16 protein-coding genes and 1 pseudogene are annotated in these 20,704 nt (G+C 60.8%); 8 read left to right on the forward strand and 9 right to left on the reverse strand.

Annotation, left to right across the window (positions count from 1 at the left end; translation table 11 throughout):
* Nucleotides 1–142: 142 nt before the first annotated feature.
* From sutA to glnK, 3 genes are all read right to left on the reverse strand, one after another.
* Complete coding sequence (gene sutA / locus ACE4QZ_RS26915; protein ID WP_021783509.1) at nucleotides 143–472, reverse strand: transcriptional regulator SutA; 330 nt, start codon at nucleotides 470–472, stop codon at nucleotides 143–145.
* 429 nt (nucleotides 473–901) lie between these two features.
* Complete coding sequence (locus tag ACE4QZ_RS26920) at nucleotides 902–2,233, reverse strand: ammonium transporter (protein WP_021783508.1); 1,332 nt, start codon at nucleotides 2,231–2,233, stop codon at nucleotides 902–904.
* A gap of 46 nt (nucleotides 2,234–2,279) precedes the next feature.
* Nucleotides 2,280–2,618, reverse strand: a complete 339-nt coding sequence (glnK, locus tag ACE4QZ_RS26925) for a P-II family nitrogen regulator (protein WP_002555808.1) — start codon at nucleotides 2,616–2,618, stop codon at nucleotides 2,280–2,282.
* A 533-nt stretch (nucleotides 2,619–3,151) separates the two neighbouring features.
* On the opposite strand from glnK, the gene ACE4QZ_RS26930 reads away from it, so the two are divergent.
* Nucleotides 3,152–3,418, forward strand: coding sequence for an accessory factor UbiK family protein (locus ACE4QZ_RS26930; RefSeq protein WP_003253640.1), 267 nt, complete (start codon nucleotides 3,152–3,154; stop codon nucleotides 3,416–3,418).
* Nucleotides 3,419–3,772 carry a gamma-glutamylcyclotransferase family protein gene (locus ACE4QZ_RS26935; protein WP_021783507.1) on the forward strand — a complete coding sequence of 118 codons (354 nt, stop codon included), beginning with the start codon at nucleotides 3,419–3,421 and terminating at the stop codon, nucleotides 3,770–3,772.
* On the opposite strand, the gene ACE4QZ_RS26940 is transcribed toward ACE4QZ_RS26935, so the two are convergent.
* Nucleotides 3,726–5,801, reverse strand: coding sequence for a DUF4034 domain-containing protein (locus ACE4QZ_RS26940; RefSeq protein ID WP_021783506.1), 2,076 nt, complete (start codon nucleotides 5,799–5,801; stop codon nucleotides 3,726–3,728). The two genes, ACE4QZ_RS26935 and ACE4QZ_RS26940, sit on opposite strands and share 47 nt — an antisense overlap.
* 256 nt (nucleotides 5,802–6,057) lie before the next feature.
* On the opposite strand from ACE4QZ_RS26940, the pseudogene ACE4QZ_RS26945 reads away from it, so the two are divergent.
* The 4 genes and pseudogenes from ACE4QZ_RS26945 to ACE4QZ_RS26960 all read left to right on the forward strand — a co-directional run.
* Nucleotides 6,058–6,357 (forward strand): annotated as a pseudogene (locus tag ACE4QZ_RS26945) (magnesium chelatase domain-containing protein); the annotation flags it as partial.
* Between the two features lie 585 nt (nucleotides 6,358–6,942).
* On the forward strand, nucleotides 6,943–7,431 hold the full coding sequence (locus tag ACE4QZ_RS26950; RefSeq protein ID WP_028698276.1) for an Hcp family type VI secretion system effector: 489 nt from the start codon (nucleotides 6,943–6,945) through the stop codon (nucleotides 7,429–7,431).
* A gap of 9 nt (nucleotides 7,432–7,440) precedes the next feature.
* Nucleotides 7,441–8,418 (forward strand): hypothetical protein, encoded by a 978-nt coding sequence (locus ACE4QZ_RS26955; protein ID WP_021784856.1) that lies wholly within the window; start codon nucleotides 7,441–7,443, stop codon nucleotides 8,416–8,418.
* Between the two features lie 1,113 nt (nucleotides 8,419–9,531).
* Complete coding sequence (locus ACE4QZ_RS26960) at nucleotides 9,532–11,022, forward strand: YifB family Mg chelatase-like AAA ATPase (protein WP_021784858.1); 1,491 nt, start codon at nucleotides 9,532–9,534, stop codon at nucleotides 11,020–11,022.
* 32 nt (nucleotides 11,023–11,054) lie between these two features.
* On the opposite strand, the gene ACE4QZ_RS26965 is transcribed toward ACE4QZ_RS26960, so the two are convergent.
* From ACE4QZ_RS26965 to ACE4QZ_RS26975, 3 genes are all read right to left on the reverse strand, one after another.
* Entirely contained in the window at nucleotides 11,055–11,483 is a 429-nt protein-coding gene (locus ACE4QZ_RS26965; protein WP_021784859.1) for a DoxX family protein, read from the reverse strand.
* 117 nt (nucleotides 11,484–11,600) lie between these two features.
* Nucleotides 11,601–11,969, reverse strand: a complete 369-nt coding sequence (locus tag ACE4QZ_RS26970) for a response regulator transcription factor (RefSeq protein ID WP_031322660.1) — start codon at nucleotides 11,967–11,969, stop codon at nucleotides 11,601–11,603.
* A complete protein-coding gene (locus tag ACE4QZ_RS26975) occupies nucleotides 11,966–12,958 on the reverse strand; it encodes a response regulator (RefSeq protein WP_021784861.1) in 993 nt (330 codons plus the stop codon). The genes ACE4QZ_RS26970 and ACE4QZ_RS26975 overlap by 4 nt, the downstream gene beginning before the upstream one ends.
* A gap of 238 nt (nucleotides 12,959–13,196) precedes the next feature.
* Here ACE4QZ_RS26975 and ACE4QZ_RS26980 point away from each other — a divergent pair, with 238 nt between their 5' ends.
* Complete coding sequence (locus ACE4QZ_RS26980; RefSeq protein WP_021784862.1) at nucleotides 13,197–18,245, forward strand: ATP-binding sensor histidine kinase; 5,049 nt, start codon at nucleotides 13,197–13,199, stop codon at nucleotides 18,243–18,245.
* Nucleotides 18,246–18,341: 96 nt separating this feature from the next.
* Here ACE4QZ_RS26980 and ycaC read toward each other — a convergent pair whose 3' ends face one another.
* Nucleotides 18,342–18,968: an isochorismate family cysteine hydrolase YcaC gene (gene ycaC, locus ACE4QZ_RS26985; RefSeq protein ID WP_003253573.1), complete on the reverse strand. Its 627-nt coding sequence runs from the start codon at nucleotides 18,966–18,968 to the stop codon at nucleotides 18,342–18,344.
* A 72-nt stretch (nucleotides 18,969–19,040) separates the two neighbouring features.
* Nucleotides 19,041–19,403: a helix-turn-helix domain-containing protein gene (locus tag ACE4QZ_RS26990; RefSeq protein WP_012054076.1), complete on the reverse strand. Its 363-nt coding sequence runs from the start codon at nucleotides 19,401–19,403 to the stop codon at nucleotides 19,041–19,043.
* Nucleotides 19,404–19,583: 180 nt separating this feature from the next.
* On the opposite strand from ACE4QZ_RS26990, the gene ACE4QZ_RS26995 reads away from it, so the two are divergent.
* Nucleotides 19,584–20,558, forward strand: coding sequence for a GlxA family transcriptional regulator (locus tag ACE4QZ_RS26995; protein ID WP_021784863.1), 975 nt, complete (start codon nucleotides 19,584–19,586; stop codon nucleotides 20,556–20,558).
* Nucleotides 20,559–20,704 lie beyond the last annotated feature (146 nt).

Genomic DNA, 20,704 nt, shown 5'->3' on the forward strand with positions numbered 1-20,704 from the left:
CCCACAGGGACCGCGCAGGTCCTGAACCCTGTGGTGAACCTGTGGGAGCGGGCATGCCCGCGAAGAGGCCGGCACAGGCAACACAAAACCCACAGGCATAAAAAAGCCCGCAGCGACGGCGGGCTTTTTTGCGATCAGCCACTCAGATAGGGCGGCTGCCGTACTTGTTGTCTGGCTTCTTGGGCGGGTCGGCGACCACGTTGGCCTCGACTTCCTGCACCTTGCCACCGCGAGAAAGGAATTCTTCCATCGCCTTGGCCAGTGCATCACGCTCTTTCTGCTTGGCTTCCATGCTCGGCATCTCGTCTACCGAGACTGCTGCCTTGGATTTGCCCTTGGCAACGGGTGCCGGGCTGCTGTCGTCATCGCCAGCGTCTTCCACGCCGTCATCAGCCGCCGCCTCGAGGCCCTCATCACCCTCGTCTTCGTCGCCTACTTCGAGGTCATCATTTTCCAGATCGTCGTCGCTCATGTTCTACCTCATGACTTGCGAAAAGCAGGTTGGTTATAGACCAGTGCAGCCGTAGACCGGCAGCCACCAGTGAAAATTCAACTGGCCGTGGGTTAGGCCACTGCCCTTGGGTCGGCACTCCTGATGGGAGGCGGTACCCAGCAGGCCCTGCTCCTGGCAGGACCTGACAAATCCATTAGCCCCTGCTGGCCACACGCTATTGGCAAGCCTAGCAAAGGCTGGCGAAGTGTGTGGACTACTCGTCAAACACCCTTCGGCGCGCATTCTAGCGCGCCCGTGGAAAAAGCAAAGCACCATAAACGCCCTGTGACTTGTAAGTTTTTTACCTACGTCACGAACGTGTCGAATAAACCGTTTGCCGTGCGGGAAATGCTGAAAAACTGGCAAAAAAATGCCCGGCAAGCCGGGCAAGTTTTTACCGCGTCGCAGTTACAGGTTGTAGCCGCGTTCGTTGTGCTGAGCCAGGTCGAGGCCGACCGACTCTTCTTCTTCGTTGACCCGCAGGCCCATCACCACATCCAGCACCTTGAGGATCACGTAGGTGACGATGGCGGTGTAGACCACAGTGAAAATCACACCCTTGGCCTGGATCCAGACTTGCATGCCGATGTCGGTGACGGTACCGAAGCCACCCAGTGCCGGGGCTGCAAACACACCCGTGAGGATGGCACCGATGATGCCGCCAACACCGTGCACGCCGAAGGCATCCAGCGAATCGTCATAGCCGAGTTTGCGCTTGAGGGTGGTAGCGCAGAAGTAGCAGATCACACCCGAAACCAGGCCGATCACCAGCGCGCCAATCGGCCCGACAGTGCCCGCAGCCGGGGTGATGGCGACCAGGCCAGCCACCACGCCCGACGCGATGCCCAGCGCACTTGGCTTACCGTGACCGATCCACTCGGCGAACATCCAGCCCAGTGCGGCGGCGGCGGTAGCGATCTGGGTGACCAGCATGGCCATGCCGGCTGTGCCGTTGGCGGCAGCAGCAGAGCCTGCGTTGAAGCCGAACCAGCCGATCCACAGCATCGCCGCGCCCATCAGGGTATAGCCGAGGTTGTGCGGGGCCATCGGGGTGGTCGGGTAGCCTTTGCGCTTGCCCAGTACCAGGCAGCAGACCAGGCCTGCGATACCGGCGTTGATGTGCACCACGGTGCCGCCAGCAAAGTCCAGTACGCCCCAGTCCCACATCAGGGCACCGTCACCGCTCCATACCATGTGGGCGATCGGCGCATACACCAGGGTGAACCAGATACCCATGAATACGAGCATCGCCGAGAACTTCATGCGCTCGGCAAAGGCACCGACGATCAATGCCGGGGTGATGATGGCGAACGTCATCTGGAAGGTGATGAACACCGCTTCAGGGAACAGCGCGGTGGCCGAGGTCAGGCTGTCAGGCGTGACGCCGCTGAGGAAGGCCTTGGAGAAGCCGCCAACGAAGGAGTTGAAGTTGAGCACGCCCTTTTCCATACCGGCGGTATCGAAGGCCATGCTGTAGCCGTAAATGACCCAGAGAATGCTCATCAGGCCGGTAATTGCAAAGCACTGCATCATCACCGACAGCACGTTCTTGGAACGCACCATGCCGCCATAGAACAGGGCCAGGCCCGGAATGGTCATGAACAGCACCAGCGCCGTTGCGGTCAGCATCCAGGCGGTGTCGCCGGAGTTCAGCGCTGGGGCAGCTTCCTCTGCCAGGGCAAGCCCGGGCATTACGAGGGACAATAGGGCTCCTAGCCCTGCGATCTTACGCAGAGTCATGTTGTTTTCTCCTGGGGCGTTGGGTTTGGTGAGGCTTTGTTGCTGCTTAAATCGCGTCGGTATCGGTTTCGCCGGTACGGATGCGGATTGCCTGCTCCAGATTCACCACGAAAATCTTGCCGTCACCGATCTTGCCGGTGTTGGCTGCCTTGGTGATGGCTTCGATTACCCGATCAAGGTCCTTGTCATCGATGGCGACATCGATCTTCACCTTGGGCAGGAAATCGACCACATATTCAGCACCGCGATACAGCTCGGTGTGGCCCTTCTGCCGACCGAAGCCTTTGACTTCAGTGACGGTGATGCCCTGCACGCCGATTTCCGACAGCGACTCGCGCACGTCGTCCAGCTTGAACGGCTTGATGATGGCTGTGACTAGCTTCATGAAACTCTCTCCCGATTTGGTGGACTTGCCCCAGGAAAACAAACCCGTCTCAAGTCTAAGCGCAGCGGTTGGCTTTGTAACGCGTCGTCGGCATCCGGCTCCGCGTGCGCACTGCCTGGTCACAAGGAACTGCTTCAGTGCATGGCTCGTACAGGTCATTGCAGAAACCTTGCCAGTTCCGACAAAGCGCCGAAAAACAGAGCGTTATGTGATTTGGTCGGGATTGGCCAGTCGCCAGCATGGGAAACATGCACAATTTCGGTGCGCAGCAACGGGGCAAGTTGCGCGAAAAATGTGCAACGGATTAGAAACCGCAGATCATTCTTTGGGAGCAACTGTCTTGCTCAATTTCTAAAAGTTGGCGCGATTCCTGTGGGAGCGGGCTTGCCCGCGAACACGGGCGAAGCCCGTGCCATCCACCGCGGTGTCTTCTTCGCGGGTAAACCCGCTCCTACGAAGGCCAATGTGCACTCAGGCGCCAGGTTTGTGCGTGCTACACTGGCGGCCATTTCTCCGTTTCAGTGGACAGCCCCATGCTCGCGCCCAAAGCCCTTCTCGATGCCCTGAGCGACCAGGCCTCGCGCCTGTTCAGCAGCGATGCCGCCCAGCCCCGTGCGGAACTGGAAAGCCAGTTCAAAGTGTTGATGCAAGGCGCCTTCAGCAAGCTGGACCTGGTCAGCCGTGACGAATTCGACAGCCAGATGGTCGTACTGGCGCGTACCCGCGCACGCCTCGAGGCCTTGGAAAAACAGGTAGCCGAACTGGAAGCCCGGCTGAACCCAACCTCACAGGATGAGTGAATGCAGCCCTCAAGCGCATACCCGGTACTGTTGTTTTCCTACGGAACCTTGCAGGATAAAGCCGTGCAACTGGCCAACTTTGGCCGTGAGCTGAACGGCCAGGCCGACCGTATGCCGGGCTACCGCCTGGACTGGGTCGAGATCACCGACCCTGGCGTACTGGCGACCAGCGGCAAGTCCCATCATCCCATCGTTTCCCCCAGCGGCCAGGCCAACGACAGCGTGGCCGGCATGGTCTTCCAGATCAGCGAAGACGAACTGGCAGCGGCGGACCGCTATGAAGTTGCCGACTACAAGCGCGTTGCCGTCACCCTTGCATCGGGCCTGACAGCCTGGGTCTATGTACGTGCCTGAGACGGTTCGATGCAGGCTGAACCCGCAACGACCCGGTGTGGGGGAAGGCCTGTTTCGGTGGTAGCTCACTTGCATGCAGTGTGCCGCGGAACAACGCCGCCCCGCACTGAGTAAACAGCGTCTTCACCCGGTTGTGCGAATTGAGGATCTCGGCCTGGATATCACCAATGGCCGTATCCCGTGGCTGCAAGCTGACCGCTCGGTTGACCCATTCGATGGCGGCAAAGCGGCTTTGCTTGCGGGTGCCACGCCCCTGCATCCAGGCCAGCCCCAGTTCGGCGCAGGCACGCCCGGCAAGCCACGGGTCCGGGTGCTCGACCAGGCTCAGCAGGTAAGCAACCGCCTCGGTCCGCTCCTGCACTTCACCAAACCGGCGTAACAGAATCCCCAGATGCAAACGCGCACGCGCGTTGATCTGCGGGTTGCCCAGCGCGTCGACAAGCAGTCGCCTGACCGCCAGCATGGCACTGCGCTCGTTCAAATCCTCATCGCCATCCATGCGCAGGCAGGCGAGGTTGTACTTGGCCTGCCTGCTGCCCGCCTCCACCGCACGCTGCAGCCAATACCCGGCTGCCTCGTCATCCAGGTAATGCGCCGGGGTGTTGGCCAGGCCGCCACGGTGCAGTTCATACAAGGCTAAGGCAGCACCCGGCAGGTTCAGTTCGGCGCAGCGTTCATACAGGTAGCAGGCCACTTCATGGCGGTTGGCTGCCCACAGCAACCGTGCCACTTCAAGCACTTCGAACCCCGGTGCCTGACCCGCGCACTGGCGATTCACCGCCCGTTGCAACCATAGCCTTGCCTGCTCGGCCGAGCGTGGCAGCGCCCACAGCCCGAAACGGTGCCCGGCCGCGCGCAATGCACAGGCAGCAGCATGTGAACGGCCGTCACACAGGCGCTCAATGGCGCCGTGTAACAGTTGCTTCTCATCTGCCATACCATCACGCAGTATCAGCTCGACCAAACAGCGAAAAGGCACGCCCATGGCGCGGATGGCGCCGAGATCGGCATTGCACGCCAAGCTCGCGGCAAAGTCGCGCATAGCGCCAGCATGGTCTCCCGATACCCTGCTGCGCAGCGCCCCCCGCCATGCCAAAACGACGGTACGCTCTCTGGGCCTTAACGGGCGCTCTGACCAGTCTTCGACCACCTGCTGCCAGTCGGTGACGGTCTGCAACGGGGCAGCGTGTGGCAGCATCAGGCGGCCTTCGACGGCCATCCAGCGCAGCGCATTACGCAAGCGCTCGTCCCAGGTTGCGCATAAGGGGCCACTGATCAACAGCTCGAACGCATCGAGGCTGCCGCCCCAGTGGGGCAGCAGGTACACAGCAAGGGCCTGGATCGCTTCGAAGCAACCGGGGCGGGCAATCAGCGCATGGCGCAGCCAGTAATGGCGAGGATCTTCGTGTTCATGATCGACCCGCTTGCCCAGGTAGAGCGGCAGCGCCTGTGGCAGCTCGGCCAAGGCCAACAACCCATGCCTCACCAGCAACGGCGCTGCAGCTTCCTGCACCTCTACATCGGCATGTGCACTGGGCCTGAAGCGTGCAGGCTCCCCCTGAAACAGTTGGAGCAACCAACCTGGCTCATGGAACTGCGCACTGATGCGCAGCATGCCAATGGCCGCTGCCACGGGGCGCGCAGCGCGGTCCATTGCACGCAACAGGTGCGCGGTGGCGGATTCACAAATTTGCGCAACAGCCAGCAAGCGTGCAGCGTTGCGTGGGCCATCAACCTGCACCTGGCAGGCGCGGTGGAAGCAGTGCATGCCCATTACCACTTGTGGGTGGTAAGCCCTGGGGCAGGCGTCAATCCAGGCTCTGAGCACTTGGCTCAGCGCCCTGTCACTCTTGTTTTCCTGATCGAGCAGCATGTGCCCTTCAATGGCCGCCAGGTAGGCCGGGAACTCGCCGGGCGGGGCTTGGCGCCACTGAGCCTCGAGCCTGTCGAAAAAGCGGTTGAGTTCAATGAATGCACTGGCCTGCACCAGTTCGCGAATTACCTTGTGCGTGCGGGTGAGCGTTTGCACGGAGCAATACCTCAAATCCATTTGAAAGAAGAAGCAGTGCCATCCCATGGCAACTGCGGTTGCCCAACAACACTAAGTCATACCTGACGACTGCGCAAAGCCAATTGGATCCATTTTTGCCGAAACCCATGAAAACGCAGGGAAAACCCCTGCCCTGAAAAACCACGACGCACACTTGTTGCGCCTGCCGTGGCAGCACTGGCTATTCTTTGCCCAGCCGCAGGAAGCGGCATTTTCCAGCAACAACGGAGTGTTCATGTCCCTAGCCCTCGTCCACAGCCGCGCCCAGGTAGGCGTGCAGGCACCGGCGGTCAGCGTCGAAACCCACCTGACCAACGGCCTGCCTCATCTCACCCTGGTCGGCCTGCCGGAAACCACAGTCAAGGAAAGCAAGGACCGGGTGCGCAGCGCCATCGTCAACTCCGGGCTGAAGTACCCGCAGCGGCGCATTACCCAGAACCTAGCTGCCGACGGCCTAGTGCCGATTGCCACCTTGGCCGATTTGGAATGCCTTGGCGAACCTGCGCTGTCGGGGAAATTGCGCCCGGTGCGGGGCGGCGGCGGCAGCAGGTTTTCGAAATAGCTGCAGAAAATTCGGACGAGATACGACTAGTTAGAACGCTGCAACATCCACATCAAACTGAATACCACCTTGACCATTTTAAAAATGGTAATCAGGCAAAAAGCTAGCAGCCTATAGCCTGCTCCACCAAATCCTCCACAGAGCTAACCGCTGAGCATGAGATTGCCAAAGGTAGATTCTCATCTAGCAAACGCTCCGATACTTTTCAATGAATAGAAAATCTTCAATAAGCCAAAAATTTAGACCTTCGAACAATGGATATCGATTTGATATCCATACCCAATAGGGTCCTGCTCCACGCAGCGCCGAACTGCCATCCAAGAACTTTTCAAGAAACATCTTCTAATGTGATCGAGCGGGATTTATCGGCAAATTTGTAGGCAATTTCGCAAACTTAATCTCGCCTGCTTGCGGCAGCGATTCGGTGTGACTATTTTACACCAGTCCCATCGGCACAAGCAGTCCAATCCGCCGTGCTTGAGGAACAAGCCTTAAACGACGCTGTCCGAGCAACGTCATTGTCATTTTCAGACCAATTGTTACCAGGGAGTGGAACACATGGCTTTCGATGCCTATATCCAAATCGCGGAAATCACTGGCGAAGCGCTGGACCAGCAATACGCCAACTGGATCGAAATCGTCGGCTATAAATTCGGTGCCAGCCAAAGCACCTCAGCCACCGCAAGCTCTGCGGGTGGTGCATCTTCAGGGCGCACCACCCTCACCAATTTCACCTTCACCAAATACCTGGACAGTGCCAGCTGCAAGCTTCTTGAAGCCAGTTGTGCCGGCCAGCACCTAAAGGAAGTGAAGCTGGTGGTATGCCGTGCTGGTACCGACAAGCTCAAGTACTACGAAGTCGTTCTCGAAGAAGTGATCATCGCCGACTACGCCCAGAGCGCCAGTTCCGGCGTCCCGATGGAAGTCGTACAGCTAAACTACGGGCGGATCAAAACCACCTACACGCGGCAGAAGCGCCTCGACGGCAGCGCGGGCGGCAACGTCACGGGCGGTTGGGACCGTATCAACAACAAGAAGTATGCGTGAGGTGCGACCATGTCCGAGGCACGCAGCTTCATTAATTCGCACACGCAGTCATATGATTCGCTGAAGGCCGATACGCCCATGACGGCCAATCAGCGCGGCAAGTTTGATGTGTTGAATGCGCATATCGTCAATAGTGTGGTGGTAGGTGGTGAACTGGTTATTGTAGGTGATCCAACCACGCCCTCCTGTACAAGTCATGAAGCATTTTTAATGTCTCAGGCAGAAGGGATTCATCATCTACTCGAGGTCAATGGTGCTGGGGTGGATGATTTTTTATTGGATAACTACGAAATGTTGAATAGTTTTCTTGCTCATGCGTCGATGGGGGCAGGCGCAGTAAGTGACGGCTGGAGCAGGCATCTCGATGCAATCAAGGAAACACTCGGGCAGGTTGAGCAGCTTCATCGAGATTACTTGGGGGGCGGCACGATCAAAGCGCGTGATGAATTTTATGCCAAGCGGATGGTTTTGTTCATTAGGTTGGAGGAGCAGCTGGATAGGCTAGCGGCATACGGTTCGGGATTGCGTAAAAAGGGGAAAGCAAAGAGAACGCTAGGGATTTCCACGAAGAGTTATCTGCACTCTGGTGAAATTGTTGGGTATGCGGAAAAGATCGCTGGAGTTTCCAAGGCTGCTAATCTCATAAAGAAGGGCACTTATATCGGTATCGGGCTAGATGTGGCTGCAACAGGATTGAGTATCCATCAAGCGTGCACCCTTGGGCGAGAAGATGAGTGTGTGCAAGCCAGGTATGTCGAAGGGGGCGCCTTGATAGGCAGCATTGGCGGCAGCGCCGCAGGGGGAGCCGTTGGAGGTGCTATAGCTACAGTGGTTTGTACTGCGGTGTTGGGTATTCCTACTGGAGGTAGTGGTGCGTTAGCTTGTGCTGTATTGGGTGGGACTTTAGGTGGCAAGATTGGTGGGGACAAGGGTGGACAAGGCGGGGAATATTTTGGTGACATACTTTATCGCAGTGTAAATCCATGACAATCACTATTGCGGAACTCGTTGTATTGGGTAGTTTTGTTTTGGCGACACTATCGCTCTTGGTGTTAGTGTATTTATCGTATCGTTACCTAGAGCTTATAGAAACAATGCTTTCCAACTCTAGCTTTGTGATGGGGAATAAAAATCTGTATTCGCGGGCGGGCTTGATTGGGCGTGTCATGCGGATCTGCACGGTGTCGATATTGCTGACTATGCCAAAGGTATTCGTGTATAGAGGGCTGGTTGATTCAAGGGAGGTAGATAGGTTCCCGATGGCGATGCGGTGTCTATTGGTTGTGTTGTGGAATCTTATGCTAGCCTCGTTTTTAATCTTTGTCTGCATGAGTGGATAATAATTAGGTAGCTGCGAAAGTTAGGTTCACTGGTCGGGTCGACAGTGCGCAAAATTAGAAACAGGGCGGCTATGAGGGAATCTAAACTGCGACATTTTATTTGGAACCTATAGAACAGTATCCGTGGGACGCAGCGAACATGCTGGAAACGAAACTATGCCTTTTCACGGTTTATTTGCGTCATTTCACCATACCCCCTTTCGGCTAAGGGGCCATACGAAGACTTGCAAAACATCTATAAGATAGTTTGCAGTTAAGTGTCTCGGTGTGGCTCTATACAGAAAATGGCCGAGTTTTAATCATCAGACTCACGCACGAGTTCCATAGCAGAAGCTAGCTTGCGACTGATGGAACTGTGCTCCGGTACCGAAACGCATTAACCAGATAAGCGCGGTGTTCGGTGCGGCCAAGCCGTAATGAGCTCATTCGTTCGTCAACCTCCGGCGCTAACACGATGAAATGGCCGGGGCACAACGGCGTATATCATCAAGCAGATCATGTTCCAGATTTCCTTTCTCAACCGCTACAGGTGTGCCGAACACCGCAAGCTCCGGCGCAAGGCAATTTGCCCATAAAACTAAGCCATAGCTGGTACCTGCGCGAAACCTATTGGATCAATTTTTGCCGAAGCCCATGAAAACGCAGGGAAAACCCCTGCCCTGAAAAACCACGATGCACACTTGTTGCGCCTGCCGTGGCAGCACTGGCTATTCTTTGCCCAGCCGCAGGAAGCGGCATTACCAGCAACAACGGAGTGTTCATGTCCCTAGCCCTCGTCCACAGCCGCGCCCAGGTAGGCGTGCAGGCACCGGCGGTCAGCGTCGAAACCCACCTGACCAACGGCCTGCCTCATCTCACCCTGGTCGGCCTGCCGGAAACCACAGTCAAGGAAAGCAAGGACCGGGTGCGCAGCGCCATCGTCAACTCCGGGCTGAAGTACCCGCAGCGGCGCATTACCCAGAACCTCGCCCCCGCCGACCTGCCCAAGGATGGCGGCCGATATGACCTGGCCATTGCCCTGGGCATCCTTGCCGCCGACGGCCAGGTGCCGATTGCCACCCTGGCCGATATGGAATGCCTGGGCGAACTGGCGCTGTCGGGGAAATTGCGGCCGGTGCAGGGCGTGCTGCCTGCGGCACTGGCGGCACGCGAGGCAGGCCGGGCGCTGGTGGTACCACGGGAAAATGCCGAGGAAGCCAGCCTGGCCGGCGGGTTGGTGGTGTATGCGGTGGGCCACCTGCTGGAGTTGGTCGCCCACCTGAACGGCCAGGTGCCGCTGCCGCCCTACGCAGCCAACGGCCTGATCCTGCAGCAACGCCCCTACCCGGATCTGAGCGAAGTGCAGGGCCAACTGGCAGCCAAGCGTGCCTTGCTGCTGGCTGCGGCCGGGGCGCACAACCTGCTGTTCACCGGGCCGCCCGGCACCGGCAAAACCTTGCTCGCCAGCCGCCTGCCCGGGCTGCTGCCACCGCTGGACGAGCACGAAGCGCTGGAAGTGGCGGCAATCCAGTCAGTCAGCGGGAAAGCGCCGCTGAACAGCTGGCCACAGCGGCCCTTTCGCCACCCCCATCACTCTGCGTCCGGCCCGGCGCTGGTCGGTGGCGGTAGCCGACCGCAACCAGGTGAAATCACGCTCGCCCATCACGGCGTGTTGTTTCTCGACGAACTTCCGGAGTTCGAGCGGCGTGTACTGGAAGTGCTTCGCGAGCCACTGGAGTCAGGCGAAATCGTGATTGCCCGTGCCCGTGACAAGGTGCGTTTTCCTGCGCGCTTCCAGCTGGTGGCGGCGATGAACCCCTGCCCTTGCGGCTACCTGGGCGACCCCACTGGCCGCTGCCGCTGCAGCACCGAGCAGATCGCGCGCTATCGCAACAAACTGTCCGGGCCACTGCTGGACCGCATCGACCTGCACCTGACCGTGGCTCGCGAAAGCACTACGTTGAACAACCAGCCCTGCGGTGAAACCAGTGCCGATGTCGCCGTCAGGGTGGCTGAAGCGCGGGAGCTGCAGCACAGCCGACAAGGGTGTGCAAATGCATTTCTAGACCTTGAAGGTTTAAGGCACCACTGTGGGTTGGTAGCAGCGGACCAAGTCTGGCTGGAAGGGGCCTGCGAGCGGCTGACCTTGTCGCTACGGGCGGCGCACCGGTTGTTGAAGGTGGCGCGGACGTTGGCGGACCTGGAGGGATGCGAGACGATTGGCCGGACGCACCTGGCCGAGGCCCTGCAGTACCGGCCAGGGAGCAGTTAGATTGCCGGGCTGCTTTGCAGTCCCGAAACCGGTCAGGTAACCCTGTTCCGCCAGATGCATCCGGCAACTGAGTAAACCCCAGGCCCTGTCAAGGCCAAGCCGCCATAAAGCGCCACCAGTAACCAGGCAAACTGGCCCTGCTCCAGTGTCCAGTCCGGGTGCACCACCACCAGCGCCACCAGCAACACCGCCAGCACGGGCAGGCAAGCCAGACGTGCAGCGATCCCCAGTAGCAGCAGCAGTGGGCAAACCACCTCGGCAAACACAGCCAAGGCCAAGGTCAGTGTCGCGCCCAGGCCGAAGGGGTCTTCGATGCGCTGCAATTCCTCGCTCCAGTCCAACAGCTTGGGCAGGCCGTGAATGAACAGCAACAGCAAGGCAGCCGTTACCCGCATGAACAGCAGGCCGATGGCGGTCAGGGTTGGGGGATGGGGGTCGAGAAAGGGTTTCAAGCGTGGCATGGCAAGGGGGCTCGCTAATCGATCAACCTGCGGAGCATTGCGCATTTATCCAGAGATTGATTGCGCAGGTGTGCTGTGAGGGGTCTTAAAGCGTAAGGCCTCTTCGCGGGCTTAACCTCACTGACCGCCGGCCAAAGCCTCTTCAACCACCTTCAGCAGCACCTCTTCAGAAAACGGCTTGCCCAGGCAGGCCAGTGCCCCAAGGCCCATCGCTGCCCGTACCGAGCCATCGTCCCAATGTGCCGACATGCAAATCACCGGCAAGCGCCACCCCCGCTGTGCCAGCTCACGCTGTACCTCCAGCCCGCTCATCCCCGGCATCTTCAGGTCAAGCAACACACAGCCCGCCTCGCCCGCCAGTGGCGAGGCCAGGAAGGCGTCCGCGGCGGAAAACGACAAGGTCTCGAACCCCGCCGAGCGCAGCAGGTTGGCCAGGCTTTTGCGCACCGAGGCATCGTCGTCGACGATGCACACCACTCTGCTCATGCGCTGCCCAGGCTCTCAGACCGCGCGCCGAGAAGGTTGTGCATGGCCGCAAGCTCCAGCAACGAGCGGGACTGCATCTTGTTCATGATGTTCTTCTTGTGCACCTTGGTCGTCACCTCACTGGTGCCGATCTGCCTGGCAATCTGCTTGTGCGACAAGCCGCCTACCACCAGCGAGAAGACCTGGCGCTCACGCTGAGTCAGGCGCTGGTACTTTTCCTCGACCTGCCGCGCATGGAGCCACTTGCGGCCTTCGGCCACGGCACGGGCGCGCACTGTCTGCAACAAGGTCAGCAACTGGTCTTCATCGAACGGCTTGGTCAGGAACTCCACCGCTCCGGCGCGCATGGCCTGGACTGTCATCGGGATGGTGCCGAAGCCGGTCATGAACACGATCGGCCAGGGCAGCGCCAGCCGGCACAGCGCATCCTGTACCTCCAGGCCGCTTGTACCCGGCAAGTGCATGTCCAGCAGCAGGCAGGCACAGGGGGTTTCCAGGCGGGCCTCGAACAGGGCCTCGGCGCTGGCAAACAAGTGATGCGGGATGTCCTGCGAGCGCAACAGCCGGCCCAAAGCGGTGCGCACCGACGGGTCGTCATCCACGACCAGCACCGGCACGTTCACGCGCTCATCGAGCGGCTCGACAGCCTCGGCCATGGTGTGCAGCAACGACCCACCCAGTGCCTGACCCGGCACCTCGAGGCTGATCTGCGCGGCCAGACGGTAGCCCCGGCGCGGCACGGTCTGGATCAGGCCGCGGTCGCCAAAGGCCTTGCGCAGCAAGGACACCTGCACCTGCAAGTTATTGTCCTCAACCACCGTACCAGCCCACACCTGACTGAACAGCTCGTCCTTGCCGACCACGCGGCCCCTGGCCCTGATCAGCGTGGCCAGCACTTCGAAAGCACGCCCCCCCAACAGGATCGGCTTGCCGTCGACATAGACTTCGCGCCGCTCCAGCGACACCAGGGCATTGCCTATTCGGATCATGGCTTCCTCGCGCGGGCACGGGCGTTTTCGCTGCATGGGCAGCCTAAGCCAGCATACGCATTCAGACAATTATCCCGAGGGATAGGTTGGCCTGAGGACTATACAAAAGCCCGCCAACCCTCAGGGGACGATAACGGACAACAGCGTGCCCGTTCCTGCCAAGCAGGCTGTATCCCGCATTCATGCTGGGCCCGCTGCGTATACTCGCGCCTCAGGATGTCGCTAGCGGGGGTGCTTTATGCTCGATGAACGCCTTGCCCACAGGCCCATCGATTACGATCAGTCAATCGACGAAGGCTGGCTGAACCAGTGCGAGATCAGCGCGCTGGGCCAGGAAGGTGAACTCAGCTATTTCCGCCTGCGCGACCCAGCCACAAATCAGGCTTGGATTGCCGTGCGCGCCCCGCTCGAGGCCCCTACCGCCTGTCAGCGCCTGGAACGTGACTACCGCCTGCAACTGGACCCGCAATGGGCTGTGATCCCCTCTGCGTTCGTGCGCTCGGCTGAGGGCCCATTGCTGGTGTACCCGGCCGTGCGCTCAGTCGCCGACCTGATCGCGGAAGGCCCTGCGGCGCTGGAGCCGTTTCTCGACATCGCGGTGAACGCCTCCCTCGCGTTGGCGCAAGCGCACGAAGCCAATGTGCTGCACGGTACACTGCAGCCCGGGCATGTGTGCCTGGGCGCCCACCAGCGGGTGCGACTGGGCTTCTTTCGCGCCGACCCGGCAGAGCGGATCAGCGAACAGGGCACCCCGCTCGGCAATTGGGCCTACCTGGCACCGGAACAGGTTTGCCCGCACGGTAGCACCAGCGACCGACGCAGTGACATCTATGCCCTGGGCGCGATCCTCTACCAGTTATTGCTGGGCGAGCTGCCACTGGCCGGGCGTGACACCCAGCACTGGCGACAGCTGCATGCGGGTGTGAAGCCGCGTGCGGCCTGCGAAGTGGACAGCAACGTGCCGCCACCCCTCAGCCTCATCCTGGCAAAGGCCTTGGCCAAAGAGCCGGACGCCCGCTACCAGAGCGCGCGCGCCCTTGCAGTGGACTTGGCTCACTGCCAGCGGCAGTGGGCCGCCCACAAAATCCTGGCACCCTTCACGCCAGGTTGCGCCGACCCGGTAGCGCCTGGCCGCGCACGCCTGTACGGCCGCGGCGCCGAGCAAAAGGCCATTACCCTGCTGCTCAGGGCCTTGCATCGCCATAGCAAACCACAAGCCCTGGTCATCAACGGCGCTGCTGGCATGGGCAAGTCGAGCCTTGTCGAAGCAGCGCTCAAGGTCAACGCTGAAGGTTACTGGGCCGTCGGCAAGTGCAACAGCCAAGCCCAAGCTGTGCCCTACACGCCCTGGATCGAAGTACTCGGCGCCCTGACCACCCAGTTGCTGGCCAAGAACAGTCAGGACCTCGACACCCTGCGCCGCGAAATCCTGCGCCGCATCAAAGGTCATGGCCGCCTGCTCGGCAAGCTGGCCCCGGACCTGCAACTGATTCTCGGCCCACTGCCCCAATTACCCGCCAAGCCCACGCGCCTTGCGCTGCAGAAGGAACTGCACGCGATCATTGAATTCCTGCAGGTTTTCACCCGGCCTGGCCAACCGCTGGTGCTGTTCTTTGACGACCTGCAATGGGCCGACGACGCCACCCGACAACTGTTGGCCCAACTGCTGGCTGAAGCGCCGGCCAACCTGCTGCTGATTTTTACCCGGTGCAACGATACGCCCACCACCAGCGCACCGCTGGCCATACCTGCAACGGTGCGCAGCACCACGCTGAACCTGCGGCCGCTGGCCGTTGGAGCGGTGGCCGAGCTGATTGGCGAGCGCTACCACGTTGCCCCCGAGGAGGCATTTCAGCTAGCCGAACTGGTGCACGACAAAACGGCGGGCAACCCGTTTTTCATCAACCAGATCCTCAGGGCCATGGTCGAGGACCAGCTGTTCATCTTCGACACCCAGGCCATGCGCTGGTCGTGGTGCCTGCAGGCTGTGGCCCGGCACTGCTATTCCGACAATGTGGCCGACCTGATGGTCCACCGCCTGGGGCGCCTGCCAGCACCGCAACGCGACCTTGTGCGGGTCGTCAGCGCGGCGGGCAGCCACTGCGATGAGCGCCTGCTTCGCCAGCTGCTCGCCCAGCCGCCAGGCGAACCGTTGAAAACCTTGATTGGCGCCGGCTTCGTGCAACCGGGCCAGAACGGCTTGGGCTTTACTCATGACCGGGTGATGGAGGCCGCTTATGCACTAACGCCCGAGCACGAGCGCGCCTCGCTGCATGCACGCATCGCCCTGGCCATGCGCCAGGCTTGGCCAGACTACATGCAGGAGGGGCTGTTCGAGCTCGCCAGCCAGCTGCAACGTGCCGCCCCCTGCGGGTTTACAGCGGATGACTGCGAAGCGTTCCTGCAGCTTTTACGCGAGGCCGCATCACGCGCACGCGACGCCGGCGCCTTCGAGCAGGCCGCAGGCTACCTGCACACCGCCGAGCAGTTGCTGCACCACGGCGCCACGCTTGAAAGCCGCGTCACGCATGGCTTTGCCATCGCCTGCATGGCGACGGAGTGCGACATGCAACTGTCACGAACGATCGCGGCCGAGGCACGCCTCACTGAATGCAGACAGCGTGCCCGCTCGGCGTTGGAGCAGGCGCGAGCGTGCCGGCTGCAGGCACTGCTGTATACCTTGCGCGGTGACTATCAGGCAGCCATCGACAGCGCCCTGAGCGGCCTGGACTTACTGGGTATAAGCCCGGTGCGGGGCGTCGACTGGCAACAGGTCGAGGCCAGTCACGCCCATGTACAGGCGTTGGTCGAACAGAAAGGTCGGCATTGCCTGGAGTCGCTACCGCGCACCGAATCGGAGGAAGTGACGGTTGCCATCAGCCTGCTGGCCACCCTGTCATCATCGTTCTTCGTGAAGGATGACATCTGCTTCCTGCACCTGGCCAAGCTGATGGAAATGTCGCTGCTGCACGGCGTTGCCCCAGGTAGCACCTACGGCATGGCCTGGTACGGGGTGATGATTGCCGAACGTTTCGGCGCTTACCATGATGGCCATGCCTGTTGCCTGGCCGCGCTCAAGCTGATCGAGCGACACGGTTTCGAAGCTGATTTGACCAGTGCGCTGCTGGCCCTGGACCAGGTCAGCGCCTGGACCTCACCCATGGAATTCGCCCGACGTACCACGTTGGATGCCATCGACTCGGCGCGCCTGAGCGGCGACCTGGCGATGAGCTGCTACGCCTGCAACCATCTGGTATCAGATTCGCTGTTCATGGGCCGCTACCTGCCGGACGTGGTCGAGGAAGTGGCGCAAGGCCTGGCCACTGTGCGTCACCACGGCTACCGCGATGTCGAGCAGATCCTGCAGGCCCAGCAAGCGTTCGTCGCCAACCTGAGTGGCCTGCCCTGCCCGGCCCCGGCCGCCCCCTCCAGGTCGCCCACCACGCGGTTCTTCCAACACCTGTTCGCCGCCATGTGCGCCTTTTACATGGGCAATATCCCGAAGGCCATGCGCGACCTGGCATTGGCCGGTGACAACAGCTGGGCGGCACCGGCGCACATCAACCTGGCCGACTATCATCTGTTCCGCGGCCTGGCCTTGGGCAGCCCCGAAGCCCACGGCAGCCTTGCCGACAAGCTGCGCGAGCTACAGGCCCTGCGCGAGCGCTTCAGCCGCTGGGCCGGCTTCAACCCGGCCACCTTCCGCAGCAAGCAGTTGCTGATCGAAGGCGTCATCGCCAAGCTCGAAGGCGACGGCCTGGGCGCGATCCGCTGCTTCGACCAGGCGCAAATTGCCGCCACCGCTGCCGGTTTCATCCACGAGCAGGCACTGGCCCATGAACAGCTGGCCGAGGTGTGCATCCCCAACGGCCTGATCTCCGGCGCCAACCTGCACCTGCGCATCGCTCGCGACTGCTTCCATATCTGGGGCGCGACCGGCAAGGTGCACCAGCTTGAGACATTGCATCCGTTTCTACGCACCCAACCGATTCAGGAGACCTATCGCGCCACCCACCAGGCCAAGCTGGACCTCGAAGCCGGCATAGAAGCTGCGCGGGCACTGTCCGAGGAAGTGCTGCTCGAAGGCCTGATCGAAACCCTGATGGGCCATCTGACCCAGCACTCCGGTGCCGATCGCGGCGTGTTGCTGATTGTAAGCGGCGCCGAATTCCAGATGGCTGCCCTGGCCCACATCGACGACGCCGGGCTGCACGTGAGCATGGACAACTGCCAGAAGTTCATGACCCAGGCACCGCTGTCAGTCATCAACGCCACCATGCGCACCCGCAAACCGCTGGTGCTCAACGATGCCCTTGATGAGTGCCCTGAGGCCTTCCGCCAACAACTGCAGGCACGCAACGCCCGCTCGGTGCTGTGCCTGCCGCTGGTGATCCAGGGCGTGCTGATCGGCCTGGTGTACCTGGAAAACCGTCTTGTGCCGAACCTGTTCGGCAGTCAGCGCCTGGCCATGCTGGAGATCCTCGCCTCTCAGGCGGCGGTGTCGCTACAAACGGCCAAGTTCTACACGCGCCTGGCCGAGGAGAACCAGATCCGCGCACAGATGGAGGCTGAGTTGCGCCGCTCGCGTGCGGAACTGGCGCGCAGTGCGCACTTGCAGGCGATGAATGAGCTGTCAGCGTCCATCGCTCACGAGATCAGCCAGCCGCTCCTGGGCATCGCCTCCAATGCCGCGGCCAGCCTGCGCTGGCTGAAACGCGCCAAACCCGACCTGGAAGAAGCGATTGCCGGCCTGGAAGATATCCGCAACGACAGCGAACGGGCCGGCAACATCGTGCGGGCGCTACGGTCCTTGGCCAAGCAGTCGCCGATGCAACTCAAGGCAGTGAAGCTGGACGAATTGATCCGCGAGGTGGTGCGCCTGACCTCGGCCGATGCCGCCAAGGGCAAGGTGAATGTGCAGACGCAGCTACAGGCCGGGGTCTGCGTGACAGCCGACCCGGTGCAGTTGCAGCAGCTGGTGTTCAACCTGATTACCAATGCTCTGGAAGCATTGGCTGGGTATCGCAGTGACGGGGTGCTGAAGATTGGATCGGCGGTGGTCAAGGATGGGGTGGAAATCTGCGTGGACGACAACGGACCGGGGATCGTAGCGGACGAGCGGGAGCGTGTATTCGATGCGTTTCATACCACCAAGACCGGTGGCATGGGGATGGGCTTGGCGATCTGCAGTTCGGTGGCTCAGGCCCACGGCGGGCAGTTGCAGGCGCTGGTGTCGCAGTTGGGTGGATGCCGGATTCGCTTCTTTCTGCCTGTGAGTCACTCATAACCTGTGCCGGCCTCTTCGCGGGTAAACCCGCTCCTACAGTCGGCGCAGCCATGGTAGGGGCGGGTTTACCCGCGAAGAGGCCGATACAGGTTTACATCATCGCGAGGCGAGCGCTGCGTAGCTGTTCATCAGGTTGCGGTAGTTGGGAATACGCTGCGACAGCAGGTTGCCCAGCCCTTCGATATCGTTGCGCCAGTCGCGGTGCAGTTCGCAGGCCACCGAGAACCAGTTCATCATCTGCGCACCCGCCTGGGTCATGCGCACCCAAGCCGCTTGCTGCACGGTTTCGTTGAAGGTACCCGAGGCATCGGTCACCACGAACACTTCAAAGCCTTCCGCCAGCGCCGACAGGGTCGGGAAAGCCACGCACACATCGGTCACCACACCAGCGATGATCAGTTGCTTGCGGCCCGTGGCCTTGATTGCCTTGACGAAATCTTCGTTGTCCCAGGCGTTGATCTGGCCCGGACGGGCAATGTACGGCGCATCTGGAAACATTTCTTTCAGCTCGGGCACCAACGGGCCATTCGGGCCTTGCTCGAAGCTGGTGGTGAGGATGGTCGGCAGGCCAAAGAACTTGGCCAGGTCGCCCAAAGCCAGCACGTTGTTCTTGAATTCGTTGGGCGAAAAATCCTGCACCAGCGAGATCAGGCCAGTCTGGTGGTCGACCAGCAGCACCACGGCGTCGTCTTTGTTCAGGCGCTTGTAATCGGGTTGGCTCATGGGGGTGACTCCTTGGGTTGGGATAACGGGCCGGCACTGTCCGCAGGGGTTATACCGGTGGATAGCTTCGGCTTAAGAAAGTACCTGCGCCTGCCGCCAGGCCTTGGGTGGCTGGCCGACCAGGCGGCTGAACGCGCGGGTGAAATGGGCCTGGTCACAAAAGCCGCATTCCAGGCTCACATGGGTGATAGGTGCCTCAGTGGCGAGCAAGCGCTTGGCCTTTTCCATGCGCGCCAGCAGGCGCCAGGCTTGCGGCGAAAGGCCGGTGTTGACTTTGAAAGCGCGGGAAAAATGGCTGCGGGTAAGGTTGCATACCGCGGCGATCTCAATGATCGACAACGGGCTGTGCAACATCAGCTCCTTGGCCCGGCGCAGCCGCGCGGGCGTGAGTGCGCCGGGGGTTTGCAGCGGCGCTTCGGGCGTCCCAGGGTACATGGCGACTCTCCTGTTCAATGCAGAAAGTCTCGCCCCCGGCACATGACGAAGTCCTGAGCCAAACCTGAATTATTGTTAATTGTGCGCTGCTGGCCCTGAGCGTTTTGCCGATACCTTAAGATGCGTTTCGTATTCAGCTTTTGGCCGCTACCAGCGGCCGGCATTCAAGGCGAAAGAGGTATGCAGGAAAAACCCGCCCACCGCACCGTGGCCATGGTGCTGTTCAACGATGTGCTACTGCTGGATGTCACCGGCCCCATGGATGCATTCGCCATCGCCAACCGATTCTTGCCAGCAGAACGGCAATATCGGCTGCTGACCTTGGCCGAGGGACAAGCGGTGGTACGCGGCTCATGCGGCCTTAAGGTAGTGGCAGACCGGCGCCTGGAAGACTTGCCGGAAGCCGTCGACCTGTTGCTGGTGCCCGGCGGCCCAGGAGCCTATGCCGTCGCATTGCCAGGGATCGAGCGCTGGCTACCCAAGGCCGTGCGCCAGGCCAAACGCTTCGGTGCCATCTGCACCGGAGTGTTCCTGCTGGGGCGGGCCGGGTTACTCAATGGCTATCGCTGCACCACCCACTGGAATTACGTGGAGCGCCTGGCACAAGCGTTTCCCGAGGCCAAGGTGGAGACCGAGCAGATTTATGTGATGGACCGCTGCCTGATCACCTCGGGCGGTATCACTGCAGGGATCGACCTGGCACTGGCGGTGGTTGCCGAGGACCATGGCAAGGCGCTGGCCCTGGAAGTGGCCAAGGTGCTGCTGGTTGCCCGTCATCGTCAGGGCGGGCAGACACCTTACGGGCCGTTGCTGGCTGCGGTACCACGCGACGACTCGCCGATTGCCCGGGTGCAGGCCTATATAGTCGACCACATCGAGCAGGCGTTCACCGTGCAGAAAATGGCCGAACTGGTGGCCATGAGCGGGCGTAACTTTGCCCGGACGTTTCTGCGGGAGGTGGGAATGACGCCGCTGCAGTACCTGCAGAATGCGCGCATCGACCGCGCGCGCAAGCTGCTCGAAGGCAGCGACCTGCCGTTAAAGGTTGTGGCGGCGCAGTGCGGGTTTGGCAGCGACCGGCATTTGCGCAAGGTGTTCTGTGAGCGGATAGGCATGACGCCGGCGCAGTATCGCACGCAGTTTGGTGGGGGTTGAGCGCGGGCCACTCACACAACTGACCACAGCCACCGTCTCTTTTTTCAGGACAATGTTTCTTCCCGACATCAGATTGTCTAATGCCACCCCAGCCTCCAGAATCGTCGGCCAACCTGTAATAACGCTGCCCCGGCAGCTCATGGAGT

The sequence above is a fragment of the Pseudomonas sp. DCA-1 genome (assembly GCF_046523955.1).
GTDB classification, from domain to species: Bacteria; Pseudomonadota; Gammaproteobacteria; order Pseudomonadales; family Pseudomonadaceae; genus Aquipseudomonas; species Aquipseudomonas putida_Y.